Origin of the sequence: Iodobacter arcticus, from assembly GCF_042664895.1 — a bacterium.
Classification (GTDB): domain Bacteria; phylum Pseudomonadota; class Gammaproteobacteria; order Burkholderiales; family Chitinibacteraceae; genus Iodobacter; species Iodobacter arcticus.
The window spans coordinates 97,759-119,799 of record NZ_JBHTBQ010000044.1 but is presented as its reverse complement, the minus strand read 5'-3'; the positions used below and the strand labels follow the sequence as shown (position 1 = coordinate 119,799).

Here is a 22,041-nt window from a genome sequence, read left to right as displayed (position 1 = left end):
TGGTTTGCATGGGAAAAGCCAGTTTGCTGACTGATAGCTTAATGCTTTTAGTGGCGAGTGTGTTGGTGCGAAAGGGGTAGGCAAAGTAAAAGCAGACTCTTTTTATTGATGAGTATTGTTCCAGTCACTGAATAAAAGCCCATACAGTGCCGTATCTGATACCACGCCATCTACAATCCAGCGTTCACGCAAATAGCCTTCGCGGCTAAAGCCAAGACGCTCCAGACTTTTAGCGGAAGCGAGATTTCTAGGGTCGATATCGGCCTCTACGCGGTTTAATTTTAATTCTGAAAAACCAAAATCAAGTAGAGCACTAAGGGCTTCGTGCATGTAGCCCACTCCCCAAGCAGAGGAGGCCATTCCGTAGCCAATTTCTGCACGGCAGCATTGCTCGTTTAGATCAAAAAGCGAGGTTGTACCTATTAAAACATGGTCTTCCACTCGCTCAATACCTAGGCGAATATATTCCCCTGCAGCCATTGCTTTTAAATCACGGGCAATCAGCGCGTGAGCAATATCAATAGAGTCCCAAGGCGGTGTGCTCCAGTATTGCATGACTTTTTCATCAGAAAAAATAGCCAGCAGGGCCACCGCATCCGATTCTTGTAACGGACGAAGTAATAAGCGTGATGTTTGCAATTCCACTTGTTCGAAAATAGCCATACGGCATAATTCCTTAAATAAGATAAAGGCCGCAATATTTTTAAGATGCAAAACAGATGTAATGCCTATCAATCTAGTCTTAAGCAGCCTTATTGCGTAAACGCAGCAGGCTAAGACCCAGCACAACAAATAAACCACCTGATACATAATTAAACAGCTGCATACGGCGAGGGTTGGCAAACTGGCTTTTTAAGCTACGGGCCAGTAGCACATAAAAAGCATGTGATATTAGGGCGCAAGCTGCAAAAGTGGTGGTTAGTACGGTGAATTGCGTGAGGACAGGCGCATCCTGTTTAATAAATTGCGGAAACAGCGCCGCAAAAAACAGAATAGCCTTAGGATTAGTCAACGCAACAGTTAAGCCCTGGCAGAATAAACGCCAGCCTGACAGCGAGCTTGCCTGGCTTTGGGTGTCAGAAAAAAGACTGGCCTTGCTACGCCATTGCTTAATCCCTAAATAAATCAAATACGCTGCACCGCTTAGCTTTAATGCGGTAAAGGCGATGGCAGATGTAGCCAGCACGACGCCCATGCCTGCCATGGTTACACCAGAAACAATAAACAAGCCCACCATATTGCCAATCGAGCTAATCATGCTGCGCCATGGCCCGATAGTGAGTGAATTGGAAATCGCCAATAGTACGCCGGGGCCGGGTGTAAAAGTAACCACCAGCGCCACACTGCAAAAAACAAACCAATTAGATAAATGCATTTTTAGTTCCTGATGAATTATAGATGACTATGTCATTGCCGCGCCAATAGCTTGCCTAATTGGAATCCCTTCGGCATTAAAATCTGCCAGACAAAATACATTAATCCCAAAATAATCAGGTGTAACACGCTTACGATGAAATGGGTAAATGCCACATATCTTGCAGAAGAAATGATGAGCCGTGTGCGTGTGAAATTGATATTCACTTAAAAATTCATTGCCCTTTAATAGCTTGAATGCTGTTTCATGCACTTTAACCATCAGCGCATTTTTGCGATAGCAAATCGAGCAATCACACCGCGTAAGCTCTGGAAAATCCGTTTCAACTTCAAATTGAACGGCACCACAGTGACAACTGCCTTGATATTTTTTTAGTGGGCGATAAGCCATAAACGGCCTTTGAATAAGCGTTAAGTGGGGGGGTATGGATATTTACTCGCCAATGCATCAGCCACTGAGTCTCTATGCGATACAAACACTTCTATGGTTGAGGCATTTATCGTGAGAGAGGGTAATGCTTAATCCTGCAAGGGCCTCTGTCTTTGCAAATGCCATCCAGATACTGATAGCGCATCTTAATAAGCGCACCACTTTTTGGCCAATACTTTTTAGGTAGCTCATTCTGAAAGTCAGCTGTTTCAGGCCTAAAAATAATTTGCTCACCAATTAAGGGGCATTCAGCATTTGATTTATCAAGCCGCTTTAATACACTCACATCCATTTGCCGATCGGCTTTCTTATGTGAATTAACACGAACTTCCATATCGCATATTTGCCAACTGGTCGCATGAGCAGCGCTTGTAAGCAGAGGGGGGAGAAACAAGATGAGAAATAGATTTCGCATAAGAAGCCATAAAATAAGCGAGGGATGACATTAATCTCTTTATGTCAAAGCGGTAAGTGTGGGGCTTTCGCTCCCACACTAAGAATTCTTTAATTAAAATTATTTTTGTCCGCAAGCGGGTATTTTGTCATTTTCTGTTAAAGCATTCAGCTGCTTCCAGCTCGCCCTAGGGCACGCAGCAAGCTTCTTTTTAGGCATGCACACGATGCGATAGCTATCGATTTCTTTTTCTTGTAAACATTTTTTAAAATCTTTAATTTCAAGATACTTTGGTGGCAGTGCGGCAAAACTATTGGCCGAGATGCCAGTGATGAATGCAATAGCCATACTTAGCTTACGCATATTGGTTTTCATATCTAGACCTTTAATGAAAAGTTTTAAATATTTACTTGTACGCCAATGGTGGCGGTGCTTGTAGCATAGAAAAAAATAAAGAATATAAAATGCCGCAGCACTCGATACGTAAAAATTGTTTGGATCAGCCCTGATTATTGTTTGCCGCAATACGGCTATTCCATTGATTTACTCGCCTCACATAGGCGCTTAGAAAATGTGCTGTTTTGGATAAGCTTACCTTCAGTAATTGACGTAGAGGCAGATGATGCAATTCCTATGTTCTGCGTGCCCATACCATGAATTACTCCAAATTTTCCCGATACCTCAACAGTAAAAGCATAAGCCCCATTTAACCCAGCAGCTGAAATAGACTTACGCAAACGCTCTGCCGCTACGGCATTGCCGAGAAGTGCTTGACGAAAATCGTTTGGGTCTAAGGATTTTGGTAATTTCTCGATATACGCAGTTTCAATACCACTGATTTCTACAAAACTTTCATGCCAGCAAGGGTGTTCAATGCCGCTTGCACGAAGCGATTTAAAGCTTGCCTTGCCTACACCGCTGGAAAAATCAAAAAATGCAACGGTCAGTGGGTTATCGCCTGACAAAGCAGTGTGGCTATAGCATAGCAAGGTGATAAAAAAGAATGAGAATATTTTGTTCATAAGGGGAGCAATATTAGTTTGTTCTGGATAAAAAAATTAATCGCAGACGTATAAGAGGTTAATTTATTAAGAAGTAGATAAGTCAATACTATTGATTACGCCCCTCTGTAATATGCCAAGCAAAACAACTGGCAAGTTTTTTAGGTATGCCGAGGGCTTCTTTTTTTAACCAGTTTTCAATTCTACTGCCTTCGTCATTTGTTGCCGACCCTGCCCAACTAGTCAAATATCCATAACTTTTATTTGGCGCAGATCTATAAACCAAAAAAATCTCATCTGTTATGTGAGTGTTTACATAGATGATATACCACTTTTTAAAATGAATAACCTCAAGAATATCAGCGCCATCAGTGAATAGGGTTTGATTTAGTGATGGCCCTAGTTGCTGGTTGAGGTGCACATTAATAGCCTTAGCAAAAATAGCCTTCTTTTCTTCCGAAATGGGTTGTATCATTTTGGCACAAGGAGTGGCAAATGCAGAACACGATACGCAGGCAAAAAGAGTAACGATAAGATTTATTTGCAAACGGTTTACTTTGTGTGCCATAGCCCTTATTAGAAGTTTAGGCATGAATATAACCCTTATCACCCCAGCTTTTTCTATTTATGACAAGCACTACAGTATTCCAAGATTTCCCTTTAAAAAACTGATCGCTCACACGCTCAGCTTCTATATGCATATCAAGTGATACACAAAGGCGGATTGCGGCTTTGTTGTTCGCAATTGTTTCTGCGTAGATTCGTTGTACATTTAATTGTCTAAATCCAAAATCAATGATTGCCTGTGCGGCTTGCTTTGCTGCCCCTGTGCCGTGCCAGTACCTTCCTAATTCACAGCCTATGGATGCATTATTGCCATGTTCTTCAAGGCGAATACCACAAGAGCCCATTAGCTCGCCTGAGTGAGAGACAATGGCGAGTTGGAATTTGCTTCTTGGCTGCTCTTTTGCCTGTTGAATAAATAAATTTAACAGGAATTCAGATTTCTCAGGTAAGGAATCTTCTTCGCTATAAAAGCGCTGAAATTTCTCATCGTTGCGTAAATTTTTATAGGCATTTAAATCAGCAGATGTAAAATCTCTTAGCAACAGCATTGGGGTTGAAATTGGCAACATTGCTTAATCCCATCAATAAAAAACTTAAGCAGTACTTTAAAGCAATGCTTCAGCATTAAGACCTAGCCTAAACAGCAACGCCTCTTGATTATCCGCCTCTGGGCCAGCATTAAATTGCCGCAAAAGCATCGCTCCTGCCTTTTCTGCGGTATGGCGCGATGCTACATTATCAACGCCCATGGCGATATCAATCCAGCTTAAGCCGTGGCTTATGGCCAAAGGCACGAGTTGCAAAATGGCTTGTGACGCATAATTGCCCCCGCGCTTCCACGGAACCACCACATAGCCAAGATGCCCCAAGCAATAAGCAGGCAATTCCGAAGTCCCTTTTTGCCAACGCAAACTTAAATCCCCCGCAAACTCCCCATCAGAAATCCAATACCTAGCCCGAGGTAGACGTGGCACTTTACTGCCATCATTAAGCTCTACAAACGGGCCACTACCGTTTAAGTCTGACAGCGAGGTGAGAAATGCGTCTGCGTCTTGGTGGATGCGGGCCAATTGTGCCGCCGCGCCAGCAGGATCTTGATCATTATCACGGGTCCAGTTTCGCTCTAGTGCGGCGATATAGCTGGGTAGAAGGGCTAGGTTTGGAGTGACGAGTGTAATGGGCATGGTGGTTGTTAAGTTTTGTATAAAAAAAATGGGGTAGCGCTATTATTTAATACCAAGTAGCCACTTAACTTATATCCGTAATTTTTAAAATAAGCCCATCTTTAAATTCAAAATCAGTACGTCCAGATAGCTCAAGTACTTGGTCTTTTTTTAAGCCGTTTGGCAAATCACGGGCAATAATGGCGCGAAACGCGATGGTTACGGCGGCATGTGTTTCCGTGTATTCAAAAGATAAAATCTCCTGATGCCGCTCAGAGAATAAAGAAATAGATTGCTCTGCAAGTGCTCGTAATTCAGTAGCGCCAATGGCAGTGGCATTAACAACGCCTCCTGATATATTTTTAAACTCAATATCGGAGTGCACCGTCAGCAGCATGGCCGGAATATCCATACGATTATACGCGCTGATATATCGATCGAGCAGGGCGCGCGTTTCAGTAGCATTCATTTAAATCTCCCGAAGCAATTTTTATTTAAGCCTTAGCGTTGAGCTGCACAATAAAAACGAGCGTTTTCTAAGCATGCTAAAGCATGATGACTTAATTGGCCGGTGGTTTTAGTTGCGATGGCTTACCGATAAGCACGAGCAGCACACTCTACTTTATCTATTTTCATGGCTTGCGTCATTCAAAAGAAAGCTCTGCGTCATAATTTATCGGCTAATGACGCGCAACAATATACAATAAAGAACAATCGTTCCATTCACTACAGAGGGGTAATCATGAGGCAAAGGCTTAATTTAATTTTGCTTGGGGTAAGCGACATTGCTAAATCCACAGCCTTTTATGAAGCACTCGGCTGGCCTAAGGCTGAATCGAGCCATGCGGAATTTGTGAAGTTTGATTTGGGTGGCGTGGTGTTGGCGATTCAATCTCGTGAAGCTTTTGCCAAAGATGCCAACTTTGCCACGGCGGAAGGGAGTGGCTTTTCAGGTGTGGCATTAGCCTATATCGCCCGCAGCCCTGAAGACGTACCGCGAGTGCTAGACAAAGCCGCCAATCTGGGTGCAACGATCATAAAGCCAGCCACGAAGAACGCATGGGGTATAGCAGGCTATTTCCGTGACTTAGACGGGCATTTATTTGAAGTAATTTATGAAGATGGCTGGGTTTTTGATGCGAGTGATGATTTGGTAGTTTAGCCAGAAAGGGCCTATCACTAATTAGGAGCGGCTAGTGGTAGCTCTGCCGCTGGTGATACACCCTCAGCAGGTATACAACCTCATTTACCATATCAACCCGATACAACAGCAAAAACGGGAAGCCCCGTACCACATAGCGACGGCGTGTTTCATCTATCAGTTGAAAGGCCGTCGGGATTGATTCAATCAGCTTAAAACCGTGCATCAACTCAGCAAGGAATCGCTCGGTAAGCTCAGGGGCTTGTTGTTGATACTGTACGGCGTGGCTCTGCATATCCGATAAAGCCTGCTGAGTTAACTCAAGCCGCACGGTTTAAGACCTGTCGAGTGAGTGCGATTGCCTCATTGGCTGAATAGGTCGGCTCATTGTTTAGTGACCACTCACCAATGGCCAGAGCCTCTTGTAATCGCGTTTGCTCTTGCACATAGTCGGTAAGTACCCGACGGGCTAGGGCGTCCGGGGTATCACCTTGCTGTATGGCTAGGCCATCAAGCGCTACTTGTAAGTCTGTCGGCAAGTGAAGGTTCATTGCTGGCCCCTTTAGAATCTGTTTATTTTACATCTAAAAATTTGCGTAAGTCGTTTTTCATTATTAATAGGTTACTTATGTTTCTGCTTCGTCTTATTGGCTTTTACAAAGATATTTATTTCCCGTCGGATTGGCTCACCTTTTCTTGCCCTTAGTTGAGTGTGGCCAGTGCAGAGGGGTATTGACTAGTCCAACAAGCAAAAACCCCGCACAAGCAATCACCTATGCGGGGTTTTGTTCGTTCAAGCAAAAAACTAAATCTTACTCAGGGCGCATCTGCGGGAAAAGAATAACGTCGCGAATGCTTGGCGAATCAGTCAGCAACATCACTAAGCGATCGATACCAATGCCGCAGCCACCGGTTGGGGGCATACCGGATTCCAGGGTGCGGATGTAGTCTGCATCAAAGTGCATCGCTTCATCGTCCCCAGCGTCTTTTTGCTCGACTTGGGCCATAAAGCGTTCGGCTTGGTCTTCTGGGTCGTTCAGCTCTGAGTAACCATTGGCATGTTCACGGCCAACCATAAATAGCTCGAAGCGCTCGGTAATGCCGGGTTTGCTGTCGTTGGCACGGGCCAGTGGGGAGACTTCGGCCGGGTAGTCGATAATAAAGGTTGGCTCCCACAGCTTGGCTTCGGTGTTTTCTTCAAACAGGGCCAGTTGCAATGCGCCAACGCCTGCGGTTGGCATTGGCTTGCCACCTAAACGAACCACTTCTGCCGCCAAGAAAGCTTGGTCATTCAGTTGCTCGTCGGTGTATTCTGGGTTGTAAGCTTTGATCGAGCCTGCGATGGTGTAGCGGGCAAAGGGCTTGGATAGATCGACTTCTTTACCTTGGTAGGTAATGACCGTGCTGCCCGTCGCAAGCTGGGCGCAAGCGCGGATGATGCCTTCGGACATTTCCATCATGCGTTGGTAGTCAGAATACGCTTCATAGAATTCGATCATGGTGAATTCTGGGTTGTGGCGTGTGCTCATGCCTTCGTTGCGGAAAGAGCGGTTGATTTCAAACACGCGCTCCATGCCGCCAACGATCAGGCGTTTGAGGTAAAGCTCTGGGGCGATGCGCAGATAAAGCGGCATATCCAGTGCATTGTGATGCGTTACAAATGGCTTGGCTGTTGCACCGCCGGGGATGCCATGCATCATCGGGGTTTCAACTTCTAAGTAGCTTTCGCCCACCATGTAATCGCGGATGCACTGAACGATTTTAGAGCGCTTGATGAAAGTGGCGCGGCTTAAATCGTTAGTAATCAAATCCAGATGACGCTGACGATAAATCTGCTCTTGGTCTGCAAGGCCATGGTGTTTGTCTGGAAGAGGGCGTAAAGATTTTGTCAGTAAACGCAATTCGGTAACTTGGATCGACAGCTCGCCGGTATTGGTTTTCATCAGCATGCCACGGGCAGCAATAATATCGCCCATGTCCCAAGTCTTGAAGCTGTCGTAAATATCTTCGCCAACCTTATCTTTGCTGATAAAAAACTGAATGCGGCCTGTGGAGTCTTGCACAGTAGCGAAGCTTGCCTTGCCCATCACGCGTTTGAGCATCATGCGGCCAGCAACGGCTACGCTCACTTGTGCGGCCTCCATATCGGCTTTTTCAAACTCGCCATACTTGGCTTGCAAATCGCCAGACATGTTTTCCCGCTTAAAATCATTCGGGTAAGCCACGCCAGCCGCGCGTAAGGCAGTCAACTTAGCGCGGCGTTCCGCGATAATTTGGTTTTCATCTTGCTGGATAATTTGTTCTTCGGACATTTAATTTAAACCCCAAGTCTGTAGACACAGAGAGCAGGAAGAACACAGAGCGCACTGAGAAAATCAAAGTGAGGGTCTGCGAATCCCGTCTTTTAGTAATTTGCTATTAAAGTTGATTAATAAGCCGATTTTGCATTGAGTTAATCGCATATAAGTGAGTAACTGGGCTTGATGCAAAGGCAGAAAATTCTCAACCGCTTTAAGCTCAATAATTAATTCTTTATTTACCCAAATATCCATTTTGAAAGCGTTTTCAATATGGATATTTTTATAATCCAATGCCACAAAACACTGCCGCTCGGTTCTTAAGCCGCATAAACGCAATTCATAATCAAGGCACTCTTGTAAGTGCTTTCAAGTAAACCCGGCCCAAGCGATTTATGCACTTCAAGCGCTGCACCAATGACAATTTTGCTCAGCATTTAAAGCACCCCCAAAAGGTCTGTAGTACACATAATCAGCAGGGTTCCTGCCTTTACTCGATTTTCTCTGTGCTCTCACAGATCTCTGTGTCTACAGAAGTTTTTTTGGGGGGGGCTTAAACCCCGTGTTTCAAGCTGGCGGCGATGAAGCCTTCTAGGTCGCCGTCCATCACACCCTTGATATTGCCAACCTCAAAGCTGGTGCGCAGGTCTTTGATGCGGCTTTGGTCGAACACATAAGAGCGAATCTGATGACCCCAGCCGATGTCGGATTTGGTCGCTTCCAGAGATTGCTGTGCTTCCATGCGTTTGCGCAGTTCCAGCTCATACAATTTGGCGCGGAGCATTTTCCATGCCTCGTCACGGTTTTTGTGCTGGGAGCGATCGTTCTGACACTGCACCACGGTATTGGTTGGGATGTGCGTTAAGCGAACAGCAGAGTCGGTTTTGTTAATGTGCTGACCGCCCGCGCCCGAGGCACGGTAGGTGTCAGTACGCACATCAGCCGGATTGATTTCAATCTCGAAACTATCGTCAACTTCTGGGTAAACAAAGACCGAAGCAAACGAAGTATGGCGGCGATTGTTTGAGTCGTACGGCGAGCAACGAACCAAGCGATGAACGCCTGTTTCTGTGCGTAAAAAGCCGTAAGCGTAGTCGCCGGTGAGTTTGATCGTCGCCTGGCTGATGCCCACGATATCGCCGTCTGACTGCTCCATCACTTCAACGGTAAAGCCTTTGCGCTCGCCATAGCGGACATACATGCGTAGCAACATGCCCGCCCAATCTTGCGCCTCAGTGCCGCCAGCGCCCGATTGAATGTCGATAAAGCACGGCATTGGATCCATCGGATGATTAAACATCCGGCGAAATTCCAGCTCTTCTACGCGGGCAGAAATGGCATCCACATCATCAGACACAGCTTGCAAAGTATCGAAGTCGCCTTCTTCCTTGCCCATGCCGAACAAATCTTTGGCGTCGCCAAGGCCTGCGGAGACTTCATCCAGCACCACAACCACGCCTTCAAGTGCTTTCTTTTCTCGGCCTAATTCTTGTGCTTTTTTCTGATCATTCCAGATGTCTGGGTCTTCCGTCAGGCGCACAACTTCTTCAAGTCGATCGCTTTTGCCGGGATAATCTAAGTATTTGCGGAGTTCTTCGCTGCGAGAGACCAAATCTTCAATTCGGTTCTCGATCTGATTAAGCTGTTCTGCTTCCATGCCTGTGGCTTTGTCCCATAAAGGCGGCTTGCAGTCTGCCTGACTTAAGCGATCATTGCGAAGGGAAGTCCGGCTTGAGACACATATCGCGAATTTTTGAGGCGAATAGCGGGCTATTCAACGAAAAAATGCGTGAAATGTGGCCAAATCCGGCTTTTCCGCAGTAGATCAGTCTTAAGCCTGGCAGGCTGCAGACACTAAAGCGCGAAATTATACCGTGAGAGTGGCATTCAAGGGGAGTCTCAGATGGAAAATTGCTAAAAGTACGATTTACTCGGGTAGAGCGCCCTAGCACGCAGTAAGGATTACACAGGCTATAAAGCGCAGATTTTGCATGTTTATGCCGGCCTTATGCCTGCACAGAAATTTGCGGCAGGCTCACTTGAATAGGGCTGGTATTGCCATCGGCGCTGTACACGCTGGGAGTATCGGCGGCTTGTTTGCCTTCCTGCTCTAAAGCGATGGTGGCATTTTTGAGTGCATCGTCCATGCTTTTTAAGGCGTCTTTGTAGAGCGCTTTATCTGTTTTGATTTCTTTCTTGCTGTTTTGTATTTCCAAGGCCAGCAGCAGCTTCGCTTTTTGCATGATCTTTTTGGCTTCATCCAAAAAATCACGATCTTCTGCACTCATGCCGCTTTTTTGCGCGAGTGGGTTTGATGCTTGTTTTTCCTCTTGCCTTTCTTCTTGCTCCTTTACTTGTTGCTCGACTTTTTGTACTGCTTGCTGCGCCTCCTGGCCAGCGTTCTCCACAGCCGGGGCCTCAGTAGGGGCCGTCGCCGTAGTGGTGGCTGTGCCCGCAATGGTTGGCGGTTGAACCGCGCCGCCGCTGACGCCTGCATATTCGGCTACCGCAGCGGCAATTTGCTTGGCTAGCCGTGCTGCGGCCGCCACATTGCTTTTGCCTATGCCTGCAAACTTCAACATGCCTTCCAATTGCCGCTTCAGCATATCTAAGCGGCCCTTTGCCGCGCTTTTACGGCTGGAAACCGGATCGAACTTTGGCATTTTGAATTCAAACGAAGCGCTTTTTGTAGTGTCCTCTTCCGTCGCGCCGTTATTGCTCACACGCTGCCGTGTAAAGTTTTGAATGGTGGCTTGCATTGATTCGGAGGCAATTTTCATGAGGAAAACCTTAAATTTGAAGCAAGCAGTCAGTCTGATTAAAGATATATCGAATAAACCCCACGAATCTTTAATGTTATTTATTATGTGAAAGCTTGTTTAGCGATGCTCGAAGAAGTTATCTAGTAAATTATTTCGTCAGTTTCGTTGAACTCGCCTTTTGCTGTATTTTAAATTGGGCTGGTTTTGTGGGGGGATTACCGAGAAATCACGCATCACGGCAAACGCGCCCGTTTTTATTTGAACGTGGGCTTGGTCAATCTGCTGGAAAAAGAAAAACGCGAAGGCAAAGCTGGCCGAATCGCACAGGCTTTAATGCGGGTAGATGTGGTGATTCTGGATGAGCTGGGCTAGCTACTAGGCAGGCGGTGGCGCATTGCTCTTTCATTTGTTGTCGAAGCTCTACGAGCACACCAGCGTCATCATCATCACGAACCTGAACTTTTCAGAATGGTCGAGCGTATTTGGCAACGCTAAGATGACTATGGCGCTGTTGGGCTGAGCGGTTTTAAGCTGAACATGAAGGCGTAAAAATAGCGGGCGCTGTTTGCTAGACTTATCCACCGTTGCCCAATCAAAAAGCAACGCCCAGCCCTGGGGCAAATTTCAATCTGCGTGAACAATCGAATCCTTAAACAGGAATATCCGTTAGCGTAATTTTAACCACTAGACCACCTTCCACTCGATTGGTTAAGGTTAAGCTACCATTTAGGGAGGTAACGAGTTGCTGTGCAATAGCTAATCCCAGTCCGGTACCGCCTGTCATTCTATTACGTGAATTCTCTACTCGATAAAATGGCTGCATCACAGCATAAAGTTCATCTGGAGGGATACCTGGCCCTTGGTCCTGTACTTGAATAATTATGTACTCGGCTTCTTGTTTCACAACTACTTCTGCACTACCTGCAAACTTCAAGGCGTTATCAATCACATTACTGAGAGTCCTGCGTAGCGCGAGTGGTTTAGTTAGCAATGACCCACTTAACTTGCCGAGGAGCATCACAGGCTGACCCGTATCTTGATAATCGCATACTAAGCTGTCAACAAGTGCATGAGGCTGGACGCGGCAAGTTTTTTCACTGCTACTTTCATTGGTACGAGCATAGGACACACCTTCACGGATCAATAAATTCATTTCCTCCAGATCTTGCAGTAATTTTATTTTGATCCCGTTATCTTCTATTAGCTCTGAACGTAATTTAATGCGGGTAATAGGTGTTTGCAGGTCATGTGAAATAGCCGCGAGGATATGCATTCGCTCCTGTAAATAAGCCGCGATTCGTTCCTGCATTGCATTAAATGCACATGCTGCCTTACGTACTTCTACTGGCCCTTCCTCGGACATTTTAATTGCGATGGAGGTATGTGGGTTCATTGATTCAGCTGCCTGAGTCAGGATAGTTAACGGCCGTACTGCGCTACGTATAGCAAACCAGGCTGTGCACAATAGCAAAATTAACTGACTGACCAATACGACAGGAAACCAAGGAATAAACGGCATGCTTCTCAGGGCCAAATCGATTGTGAGTGGGCTTCCGTCATTAAGGTGCAAATGCATCTGCAAATGGCTTTGGTTGTCAGAAGGGGTACTAAAACGCAAGGCATACAGCTCCCCAAGCGCATTCCTCAAGGACTGTGCAGTATCCTGCAAGCGCTTGTCCGTTAGGTATTCATCCCCCCCGCCTTCTTGTTGTATGTAATGATAGCTCACTCGATTAAGCCGTAATATCCACGCAGGACGCTCATTTGCAGGTAGGCGGTCTAGGATTGCCACCCCTGTAGCCACGTTGTACGTCATGTTACCTTGCATCATTATTTTAGCACTCTGCGCACGCTCGAATAATAGCAAGCTCAGAGTCAATCCGTTTGTCGACAACAGTCCAAACAACAAAATTAGCAGCAAGCGCGAAGCTAACGTTTTTGGCCACCATTGACAAACATACTTCATATTTTAGACTCACGTAACTCTACAGACATAGTGAACACATATCCCTCACTTCTTACGGTCTTAATATAAAACGGCTCCCGTGCATCGTCGTTTAACCGTTGCCTCAATCGACTTACCAATAGATCGATAGAACGTTCAAACAGGTCTGCATCACGCCCTTGTGTCTGATTGAGCAACTGATCACGGGTTAACACATGCTGCGGGTGATCGAGAAACACCCTTAGTAGACGGTACTCTGCACCACTCAATGCAACCATGACCCCGTCACTATCCATCAGGCTACGCGCAGTAGTGTCTAATACCCATACACCAAACGCTAAAAGACGTGCCGGTTCAGTTGTCCGTAAGCTGGGTGGCATCATACGTGTACGGCGTAATACCGTTTTGATGCGCGCGAGTAGTTCACGAGCAACAAACGGCTTCACCAGATAATCATCTGCTCCCATTTCTAAACCAACAATCCGATCAGTATCTTCACTTCTGGCAGTTACCAAAAGTATAGGCGTGGCCTTATGTCTACTGCTTCGCAATTCGCGGCACAGCGTCAGGCCATCATCGCCAGGCATCATGATGTCGAGTACTATCACATCTACGGGAGTTTTCTCCAGAAAGGCCCACATCTGGCGTCCGTCAGCGACTTCGGTAGTTCGGAGTCCATTCTTTTTCAGGTAATCAGCAATCAACCAACGAATTTCACTATCGTCATCTACAATCAAGACATGATCTGTATGTTCCACCGCAGCATCCTTATTTCAGGCTTTAAACAGATAAGTCAGTAGATTCTGTCTCATTAAGGGGAAAAGGTTAAGCAGAAGCCGTGTGATTGTGTTTTAGGCGGCCAAAGATAAAACTGTACTGCAGGGGACAATACGTACCCTGCAGAATGCAGAAATTGCCCCTTGCGTATCCTATGCAAGATGGCCATTGAGACCAGAGTCTCACTTAAATCCCACTGAACCAGTTATAGCCCTGATCTTCCCAATAACCACCGGGATACTCGTTAGTAACAAAAATCGCGCCAATATGTTTGGCATTTTTGAAGCCGAGCTTGGTCGGCATACGCAAACGCAGCGGATAACCATATTCGGGCGGCAAGGGTTTTCCGCCAAAATCTAGCGCCAGAATAGTCTGTGGATGCAGAGCAGTCGCCATATCAATACTAGAATAGTAGCGGTCATCACATTTGAAACCTACATATTTAGCGGTGAGATCGGCCCCAACTTGCTGCAGAAAGGTTTTTAGTGGTACACCACTCCATTGACCGATCGCGCTCCAGCCCTCAATACAGATAAGCCGAGTTATCTGGCTCTCCTGCGGCAAATGCTGTAACTGTTCCAATGTCCACGGAGCCTTCTTTTGCACTAATCCTGAAACCTCCAATCGGTAATTAGGTATATCGACTTCAGGAACATTGAATTCAGGATAATAGGCGTTAAAGCGGAACGGCATATCTATTTGATCTGGACGATATGTCTGTGCCAATTTCTCACCGTTAAACAGCCAGCGCTGCACGCGATCATTCCAGCGCGACATTTCCCACAGAACCTTATCGACCTGATCGCCATCCTGCAAATTACAGCCAGTTAGCATCGATACCGCACCGAGTGTTAACCCGGAACGTAGCAATAAGCGACGCTGAATATTGACCAGTTGTTTACGCTGTTCTGGTTCAATAATGATTCTTGGTGGTTTTGATTGATCACTCATCTGTGCTCTCCTGGATGTGTGCTTTTTTACCGCCGGTAATCATGGCGATAAAGGTTTTAGGCACCAATAGCACCATCAAAACATGGATTACCACAAACAACATCACACCGCTCATAGCAAAGAAATGCACATAACGGGCACTACCGAACCCACCTAAAAGCCAGACCAGACCACTTAGCTGCACCGGTTTCCAGATAGACAATCCGGACAGTACCAATAACGCCCCTAGCAGCAGTACGCTGACATACATCAGTCTTTGAACGGCATTATATTCACCGAGTTTGTGCGGCAAGGTAAACGTAAAAGCCCGTACAGTATCACGCCAGACAGACTTAGATGAAAACGGGAAAAAGCTTCGCTTAAAGTGCCCGCTGAACAAGCCCCACAGCAGGTAAAACAGAGCGTTGACCGCCATTAGCCACATAGTAGCTAAATGCCAAGCAATATTGCCACCTAACCAGCCACCCAGCGTTGTGCTTTGCGGAAAGGTGAAGGGAAAAAGGGGATAGGCATTATAAATACCCCATCCACTCATTATCATGCAGATCATTGCCAGCAGGTTTATCCAGTGGCTCAGGCGGATCTGCCACGGATGAATATTTTGCTTACACCGTGGAATTATTTTCGATAAAGGACGATTCACAAAGCGTCTCCGGCATATTCAATCTATTAGCTCGAATTGCCACGAAAAATATATAAACAGTAAGAAAATAGAAAATACCGCACTATTTTTTCTAAAAACCCTCACAAACAGGTTCACCACTGGTTTACATTGGCGGAGTAATACCGTCTTTGCCAGCAGAAATAGCACGGATAACCGACTGACCTTTATCATCTTTCATGAAGAAGAGAATTACTTTTACGCCAGGCATCAACACACTACGATCGCTGGGAGTAATCAGAACAACTGGCACATCATCTGGGATGATGACCGTTTTTTCTGCATTATTGAATTTGATCGTTAGGGTACGACCATTATTGTTCACTAGCTTGCCAACGGTGCCGTTGGTCATGGTGTTGATTTTACCGTCCGCCGATTCAAACGGGTTGAAACCTTCGCCATTACCGCGAAGACTTGGCGAGAAAACGTGTACTTCCAACGCTTTCAGCGTACCGTCGGCCTGAGGTGCTGCAGCCGTACCGATGAAGCTGTTGGCTTTAATATCAGAAATTTTAGCTTTAGTGATGCTATTAATCTTGGTCTGATTAGTCAGTTTGACATCCAGTTTTTTCCCCTGACGCGTAATTATCTGTACGGAGTTACCATTCACCGACTCTATAGTTCCACGTGTAGGTCTGCTTACGTTGTCTGCTGCGAATGCAGAGCAGCACAAAAAAAGATAACTCAACACGGCACCAGCAAAGCGAGATGACATCGCCATTTTAATTCTCCATATTTTGTAGATTGAGAAAAACGTATCACTATCAGACACGGTTATGTCGTAATAAGGGAAATAGGCTTAATACATCATAATTCGTGTTTTCAAAGGTTTCACCTTATAACTGCAAGATTAAAGGCAGGGAAAGTATTATCTTTCTGCTGCTCGACGAGTTAATTAAAACACTGCAATGTATCGCTGATATGTCGAGTAAAGGCCCGAATGTAACTTAATATTGTTTTCTGCTGGATAATTACATTGATATACAATTTAATGGTTAAGTTAAGAGCCTGAATAGGTTTTGTGGGGGGATTACTAAAGGAAACAACATTAAAAGGGGCTCGTGTTAGGGCGGGGCATTTATGAGGATTACTTGAAGGTCGAGGTACTCATACAGAAGTTCTGAAGTTTTGTAAGGCTGAGCGATTAGAAGAAAATCATTTCCATTCTGTACTTGAGGCTGTAAAAGGCATCGCAGAGCGACTTCGTTGTACCTCCAGCCAATAAAAATGCGGCCCCTCTCAAGGCCGCATTTTTATATCTAAGTACCAAATTTCATTTAATCAAATACACAAATCCCATTAAACATTAAATAAAACCCAATACTCAACCTACAGGCCAAGCCTAAACTAAGCCTCCTTCTTTTTTACACCGCCAAGCGATGACGAATTTCGCGTAAGGCGGCCGACATCATGGCCAAGTCTGGCGCGAGTGTTTTCATTTCTTCAAACATTCTGCGGCAGTGGGCGATGGCTGTTTCTTGACTTTGTAGCCATGATTCAACCCGCACACTTGGCGTAGCACCGGGGCTTAGCTCCAGCGCGGCACTTGTTAAGGCGATGTGGGCGCGTTGTAGATCGTCGCGGCAAGCCAGGCGGGCTAGGGTTTGCCAATGATTAGCGCGTGGCAATTGCTCGATCAAGCCGTGCAACCAATCCAGCTCCAGCGCATCCCCCAAGGCAAAGTGGATCGTTGCTACGGCATCCACATCTGCGGCTTGTTTTCGGGTAAGCAGCGCGATATTAAGCAACTGCGTAGCCCCATCGAGGCAAGCACTTTGTTTGGCCAGAGCGGCAGGCACGCCCGCTGCCAACCAACTTTCAGTGGTTTCTGTTTGTCTGGCCGAGCCTGCATACCATTCAGGCAATTGCGGCAGCAAGGCAGGGATTTTGCCTTTTAGCTCGCGAATCAGCTCTGCGTAATCTGGCAGGGTGTCCTGGTTTTGTAGTAACCAACGTGTGGCATGCTCTAACTGACGACGCTCACGCAGCAGCATGGTGTATTGCATGGTAGCCGGAATACTGTTGTCGAGCGATTCGATGGCAACAAAGCGGGCTTCGCTATCGAGTAGCTCGGTGGCATCGTACCAAGCGCGCACAATCGTGGCTGGGGATAGCTCGGTTTCTTCGGAAAGACGGAAAACAAAGCTAATACCCATGCGGTTGATGGTGCGGTTGGTTAGCTCATTGGCCACAATTTCGCGGCGCAATGGGTGCTCGCCAAGGCGATCACCAAAGCGATCTACCAGCGGCTTAGGGAAGTAAGCGGCGAGTAGGCCATCCCAATCTGGGCTGTCTGGTAAGTCGCTAGCCAGTAAGTCTTGGTACAGGGCCATTTTTGCGTAGGCCAGTAGTACGGCTAGCTCTGGGCGCTCTAAGCCCCTGCCTTCTTGCTGACGCGCGACGATTTGCGTATCGGTTGGCAAGAATTCAATACGGCGGGATAGGCGGCCATTTTTTTCTAGCGATTGCATAAAGCGCTGATGCACCGGCAGGAGTGACGCAGTTTGCTGGTATTCAAGGCTGATGGCTTCGGTTTGCAGATAGTTGTCCCGCAGCACCAAATGGCCTACTTCATCGGTCATCGATGCCAGCAAGTCATTCCTTTGCTTCATGGTTAAATCGCCACCGGCCATAATGCGGCCCAGCAAAATCTTGATATTTACTTCGTGATCGGAGCAATCTACACCGGCGGAGTTATCAATCGCATCGGTATGCACGCGGCCACCGTGAGCAGCGTATTCGATCCGGCCCAATTGGGTGAAGCCCAAATTGCCGCCTTCTGCAATCACCTTGCAGCGGAACTCCTTACCGTCGATACGCACAGCATCGGTACCGCGATCGTTGGCTTCGGCTGGCGTTTGGGTCGATGCCTTGCCGTATGTACCAATCCCACCGTTGTAGAACAGATCAACCGGTGCTTTTAGCATGGCGCGGATCAGCTCGCTTGGCTCCAGCTCATCGGCTTCTACATCAAGAATCGCTTTTACTTCGGCAGACAATGGAATGGTCTTGGCATTGCGCGGCCAGACACCGCCGCCTGCAGAAATTAGCTCGGCGTTGTAATCAGCCCATGAAGAGCGGGGCAGATCAAACAAGCGCGCGCGCTCTTTAAACGACACGGCAGGATCCGGGTTTGGATCAAGGAAAATATGGCGGTGATCAAACGCGCCCAAGAGCTTGGTGTGCTCGCTGCGCAGCAAGCCATTACCAAACACGTCTCCGGACATGTCCCCGACGCCGATCACGGTAAATTCATCAGTACGGGTGTTAATGCCCAGCTCGCGGAACTGGCGCTCTACCGAAACCCATGCGCCCTTGGCGGTAATGCCCATTTTCTTGTGGTCGTAACCTACCGAGCCGCCTGAAGCAAAGGCATCATCTAGCCAAAAGCCATAATCGCGCGAAATGCCGTTGGCGATATCAGAGAATGTCGCTGTGCCTTTGTCCGCAGCCACCACCAGATAAGGATCATCCTCGTCTAAGCGGCGTACTTGCGATGGGTGTACCACTTGGCCCGCCACCAGATTGTCGGTTAGATCAAGCAGGCCGCGAATAAAGTTTTTGTAGCATTCAATGCCGCGCGCCATTAGCGTTTCACGATCGCTTGGTGGGTTTTTCACCACAAAGCCACCCTTAGAGCCAACCGGCACAATCACAGTGTTCTTTACCATCTGTGCTTTTACAAGGCCCAGCACTTCGGTACGGAAGTCTTCACGGCGATCAGACCAGCGTAAGCCACCGCGAGCCACCTTACCGCCGCGTAAATGCACGCCTTCCATTTCTGGCGAGTAAACAAAGATTTCAAAGAGTGGCACAGGCTGCGGCATATTTGGGATGCGCGCTGATTCTACCTTGAACGATGTATACGATTTGATCTTGCCATCGCCATCAAGCTGGAAGAAATTAGTGCGCACTGTAGCCAGAATCGCGGCCAGCAGGCTAGAGAGGATTTTTTCATCATCTACGCTGGATTGATTAGCGCAAGCTTGGCGAATTTCTTCTGCCAGGATTTCTGCTACGCCCGGTGAATTGGTGACTGGGTCGTGCGACATCACAAACAGCGCCGCAAGCTGGCCGCTGAGTTTGCCGTGACGTAGCAAGCAATCGGCGATAATTTCAACGCCGTACTTCAGGTTTACCTGACGCATATAGCAAGAGTAAGCGCGCAGAATCAACACTTCACGCCAAGCTAGGCCAGCACCTAAGATCAAACGGTTAAAGCTATCGTTTTCGCATGCGCCTTCAAAAATAGCGGCAAATGCGGCAATCAAGCGCTCGCGATCAATGCTGTTTTCCAGCGAGGTGCCTACAGGTAAGCGCAGACCAATATCAATAATCCAAGCGTGTTCGGTTTGATCGAAAGTCAGCGCGTAGGGGCGCTCGTCCAGCACGCGCACGCCAAGGTTTTCTAAGAGTGGCAAGCAATCGGATAACTCAATGGGCTTACCACGGTAAAGCTTCAAGCGCCATAGGGTAGGATCAACCACACTGCCCGGAGAAAGGGTAATGGCGATCTTGTCATTCTTTAAGCTGGCTTCCAGTGCTTCGATATCGTAAACCGCCACGCGGCCCGTGAAATCTGCGCAGTAAGCGGGGGAGAAAGCACGTTGATAGCGCTGATACAGCGCAGCACCCACTTCTTCGCCGCGTACATGGGTTAGCTGATTACGTAAATCATCTTGCCAGCGTTGGGCGGCGCGGGCGATTTCGTCTTCAATTTCTTTAACGTTGTAAACCAGACGCTCGCCAACCGGCAGGTGAATCAGGAAGTGAATGCGAGCCAGCGGGCTGTCAGCCAGCAAGACATTGAATTCAGCCTCGTAGCCACCTAAGCGCTCCATCAGGATTTTTTCGACTTTAACGCGCACTTCGGTGGTGTAGTTATCGCGCGGCACAAACAGCATCACGGATACATAACGGCGATAGAGGTCTTCACGGAAGAAGGTGCGAACGCGGCTGCGCTCGTGCAGGCTAACGACGCCCTGGGCAATCCGGGCTAAATCTTCTATGCCGATTTCTAGCAATTCATCGCGCGGATAAGTGTCGATTACATTCAGCATGGCCTTGCCACGGTAGCCACCTACATCGGCATCGCTGGCGAGCAAGACTGCGTTAATTTTTTTGCGTAGTAATGGAATATTGCGTGGGGGTGTGGTGTAAGCACTGGCAGTGTAAAGACCAAGAATGCGTAATTCACCAATTACTTTACCGCTAGCATCCACTTCACGCAGGCTAACCATATCAAGGTAGGCAGGGCGGTGAATTAAAGAACGGGTATCGGCCTTGGTCATCAAAATCAATGGGTCGGCAGAATAAGCACGCTCTCTTAAATCAAGCGGTAAGGCGGCCCAAGTGTGTGACAGGCCAGACTCGCCAGAATCGCGTAATAAGCCGTGGCCAGAGCCACCCACAAAATGTAAGTTGCCATCTTCTGCAAAGCGGTAATCACGCACGCCCAGGAAAATAAAGTGACCAGCCAACATCCATTCTAAGAATGCGCTGGTTTCACGGACTAAAACAATATCAAGCGGAGGCGGACGATGACGCAGGCCTTCAAGTGCCGCCGTGACGCGATCTGCCATACCTGGCCAATCGGTAACGCAAGCATCCAGCATATCAAGGGCGTTGTTCAGATCGTTTTCGAGTTGAGCCAGTGCGTCGCTCGCGGTGATGCGATCAATTTCAATATGCATCCAAGATTCGGCAGGGCTTTGCTCATCCATACCTTGCCAGTCGCCATTTTCTTGACGGGCAACTTGCAACACAGGGTGAACAACCTGATGAACGCCATAGCCTAATCGCGCAACAGACATGCCAATGGTGTCAACCAGAAACGGGCGATCTGACTGCACGATTTCAATCACGGTATGGCTGCTCTGCCAGCCGTGATCAGGCACGCTTGGATTATAAATGCGTAGTTTGCGCGTGTTCGCCACGCGAGTGCGTGCCATACGCCAATGCGCAAGCACCGCGCCAAACCAATCTTCCGGTGTTTTTTCTATTAAATCGTCTTCGGAGATGTGGGCGAAGTAAGCAGAGAGAAAATCTTGGGTGATCGGCTGGTCACTCGCCGCAGCAAGTTCACCTAGTGCTTTGAGTGTGGACAAAACGGTCATAACAGAAGCTCCGGTTCAGTGTGCCCTGACTCTATACCCACCTTTCAGGCATTGCCAGCTTTGGCACATCATGATTTTCACTAATAGCAAGATTGGAAGAGTAAGAATATTGCAGCCAAGTTGTTGTTGTTAATGAATAAGCCTGACTACATGTTATTTTTAACAATAGGGTAAATTGTAAACTTCCAGAATACTTAATTTGCCCACGCATTTTGTATTTGATGGATTAAATATAAAGCAAGTTATGTTTTATAAGTAAAATCACCTACCCAATGGCTTTTTGTCTAGCAAAAATGAGCCTTACAAACAACCATGCTATAGCGGCTTGATGACCGTTTTTATTTCTGAAAAATAAACGATTGTTTTAAACCACTCTTATCCCTGTGCTTAAAATCCAATCAAGAATAGGCCAAAAAAATTATATCGCTGTTTTGATGCACAGATAACGAGATAAGAGCAGGA

At 47.1% G+C, this 22,041-nt stretch carries 21 protein-coding genes and 3 pseudogenes; 3 read left to right on the top strand and 21 right to left on the bottom strand.

The window, feature by feature from the left end:
• Positions 1–102: 102 nt before the first annotated feature.
• From ACFQNF_RS18025 to ACFQNF_RS17985, 9 genes are all read right to left on the bottom strand, one after another.
• The gene (locus tag ACFQNF_RS18025) at positions 103–663 is read right to left on the bottom strand and encodes a GNAT family N-acetyltransferase (RefSeq protein WP_380189322.1); all 561 of its coding nucleotides are present in this window, start codon (positions 661–663) and stop codon (positions 103–105) included.
• A 79-nt stretch (positions 664–742) separates the two neighbouring features.
• On the bottom strand, positions 743–1,375 hold the full coding sequence (locus ACFQNF_RS18020; RefSeq protein WP_380189320.1) for a LysE family translocator: 633 nt from the start codon (positions 1,373–1,375) through the stop codon (positions 743–745).
• A gap of 27 nt (positions 1,376–1,402) precedes the next feature.
• A complete protein-coding gene (locus tag ACFQNF_RS18015; RefSeq protein ID WP_380189318.1) occupies positions 1,403–1,765 on the bottom strand; it encodes a GFA family protein in 363 nt (120 codons plus the stop codon).
• Positions 1,766–2,318: 553 nt separating this feature from the next.
• The gene (locus tag ACFQNF_RS18010; protein ID WP_380189316.1) at positions 2,319–2,723 is read right to left on the bottom strand and encodes a hypothetical protein; all 405 of its coding nucleotides are present in this window, start codon (positions 2,721–2,723) and stop codon (positions 2,319–2,321) included.
• Positions 2,724–2,728: 5 nt separating this feature from the next.
• Complete coding sequence (locus ACFQNF_RS18005) at positions 2,729–3,220, bottom strand: hypothetical protein (protein WP_380189314.1); 492 nt, start codon at positions 3,218–3,220, stop codon at positions 2,729–2,731.
• 88 nt (positions 3,221–3,308) lie between these two features.
• A complete protein-coding gene (locus ACFQNF_RS18000) occupies positions 3,309–3,791 on the bottom strand; it encodes a hypothetical protein (RefSeq protein ID WP_380189312.1) in 483 nt (160 codons plus the stop codon).
• Complete coding sequence (locus ACFQNF_RS17995) at positions 3,784–4,335, bottom strand: GNAT family N-acetyltransferase (protein WP_380189310.1); 552 nt, start codon at positions 4,333–4,335, stop codon at positions 3,784–3,786. Before ACFQNF_RS17995 ends, ACFQNF_RS18000 begins: the two co-directional genes overlap by 8 nt.
• A 36-nt stretch (positions 4,336–4,371) precedes the next feature.
• On the bottom strand, positions 4,372–4,950 hold the full coding sequence (locus ACFQNF_RS17990; RefSeq protein WP_380189308.1) for a GNAT family N-acetyltransferase: 579 nt from the start codon (positions 4,948–4,950) through the stop codon (positions 4,372–4,374).
• A gap of 64 nt (positions 4,951–5,014) precedes the next feature.
• The gene (locus ACFQNF_RS17985) at positions 5,015–5,398 is read right to left on the bottom strand and encodes a nuclear transport factor 2 family protein (protein ID WP_380189306.1); all 384 of its coding nucleotides are present in this window, start codon (positions 5,396–5,398) and stop codon (positions 5,015–5,017) included.
• A gap of 273 nt (positions 5,399–5,671) precedes the next feature.
• Here ACFQNF_RS17985 and ACFQNF_RS17980 point away from each other — a divergent pair, with 273 nt between their 5' ends.
• Positions 5,672–6,091: a VOC family protein gene (locus ACFQNF_RS17980; protein ID WP_380189305.1), complete on the top strand. Its 420-nt coding sequence runs from the start codon at positions 5,672–5,674 to the stop codon at positions 6,089–6,091.
• A gap of 31 nt (positions 6,092–6,122) precedes the next feature.
• On the opposite strand, the gene ACFQNF_RS17975 is transcribed toward ACFQNF_RS17980, so the two are convergent.
• From ACFQNF_RS17975 to ACFQNF_RS17950, 6 genes and pseudogenes are all read right to left on the bottom strand, one after another.
• The gene (locus ACFQNF_RS17975; RefSeq protein ID WP_380189303.1) at positions 6,123–6,401 is read right to left on the bottom strand and encodes a type II toxin-antitoxin system RelE/ParE family toxin; all 279 of its coding nucleotides are present in this window, start codon (positions 6,399–6,401) and stop codon (positions 6,123–6,125) included.
• Positions 6,391–6,621, bottom strand: coding sequence for a hypothetical protein (locus tag ACFQNF_RS17970; protein ID WP_380189301.1), 231 nt, complete (start codon positions 6,619–6,621; stop codon positions 6,391–6,393). The genes ACFQNF_RS17975 and ACFQNF_RS17970 overlap by 11 nt, the downstream gene beginning before the upstream one ends.
• A gap of 261 nt (positions 6,622–6,882) precedes the next feature.
• A complete protein-coding gene (gene lysS, locus ACFQNF_RS17965; RefSeq protein ID WP_380189299.1) occupies positions 6,883–8,382 on the bottom strand; it encodes a lysine--tRNA ligase in 1,500 nt (499 codons plus the stop codon).
• Between the two features lie 63 nt (positions 8,383–8,445).
• Positions 8,446–8,804, bottom strand: a pseudogene (locus tag ACFQNF_RS17960) (GxxExxY protein).
• 116 nt (positions 8,805–8,920) lie between these two features.
• Positions 8,921–10,024 (bottom strand): peptide chain release factor 2, encoded by a 1,104-nt coding sequence (prfB, locus tag ACFQNF_RS17955; protein ID WP_380189297.1) that lies wholly within the window; start codon positions 10,022–10,024, stop codon positions 8,921–8,923.
• Positions 10,025–10,373: 349 nt separating this feature from the next.
• Positions 10,374–11,147, bottom strand: a complete 774-nt coding sequence (locus ACFQNF_RS17950) for a hypothetical protein (protein ID WP_380189295.1) — start codon at positions 11,145–11,147, stop codon at positions 10,374–10,376.
• Between the two features lie 207 nt (positions 11,148–11,354).
• Here ACFQNF_RS17950 and ACFQNF_RS17945 point away from each other — a divergent pair.
• A pseudogene (locus ACFQNF_RS17945) lies at positions 11,355–11,643 on the top strand (ATP-binding protein); the annotation flags it as partial.
• Positions 11,644–11,778: 135 nt separating this feature from the next.
• On the opposite strand, the gene ACFQNF_RS17940 reads toward ACFQNF_RS17945, so the two are convergent.
• From ACFQNF_RS17940 to ACFQNF_RS17920, 5 genes are all read right to left on the bottom strand, one after another.
• Positions 11,779–12,858 carry an ATP-binding protein gene (locus ACFQNF_RS17940; RefSeq protein WP_380189293.1) on the bottom strand — a complete coding sequence of 360 codons (1,080 nt, stop codon included), beginning with the start codon at positions 12,856–12,858 and terminating at the stop codon, positions 11,779–11,781.
• 233 nt (positions 12,859–13,091) lie between these two features.
• The gene (locus ACFQNF_RS17935) at positions 13,092–13,832 is read right to left on the bottom strand and encodes a response regulator (RefSeq protein ID WP_293934887.1); all 741 of its coding nucleotides are present in this window, start codon (positions 13,830–13,832) and stop codon (positions 13,092–13,094) included.
• A gap of 205 nt (positions 13,833–14,037) precedes the next feature.
• Positions 14,038–14,802 (bottom strand): molybdopterin-dependent oxidoreductase, encoded by a 765-nt coding sequence (locus tag ACFQNF_RS17930; RefSeq protein WP_293934890.1) that lies wholly within the window; start codon positions 14,800–14,802, stop codon positions 14,038–14,040.
• The gene (locus tag ACFQNF_RS17925; protein ID WP_380189291.1) at positions 14,795–15,445 is read right to left on the bottom strand and encodes a cytochrome b/b6 domain-containing protein; all 651 of its coding nucleotides are present in this window, start codon (positions 15,443–15,445) and stop codon (positions 14,795–14,797) included. Before ACFQNF_RS17925 ends, ACFQNF_RS17930 begins: the two co-directional genes overlap by 8 nt.
• 124 nt (positions 15,446–15,569) lie before the next feature.
• Positions 15,570–16,184: a hypothetical protein gene (locus tag ACFQNF_RS17920; protein WP_380189289.1), complete on the bottom strand. Its 615-nt coding sequence runs from the start codon at positions 16,182–16,184 to the stop codon at positions 15,570–15,572.
• Between the two features lie 390 nt (positions 16,185–16,574).
• Between ACFQNF_RS17920 and ACFQNF_RS17915 the strand changes: the two are divergent.
• Positions 16,575–16,688 (top strand): annotated as a pseudogene (locus tag ACFQNF_RS17915) (TIGR02391 family protein); the annotation flags it as partial.
• A gap of 139 nt (positions 16,689–16,827) precedes the next feature.
• On the opposite strand, the gene ACFQNF_RS17910 reads toward ACFQNF_RS17915, so the two are convergent.
• A complete protein-coding gene (locus ACFQNF_RS17910; RefSeq protein ID WP_380189287.1) occupies positions 16,828–21,579 on the bottom strand; it encodes an NAD-glutamate dehydrogenase in 4,752 nt (1,583 codons plus the stop codon).
• Between the last annotated feature and the right edge of the window lie 462 nt (positions 21,580–22,041).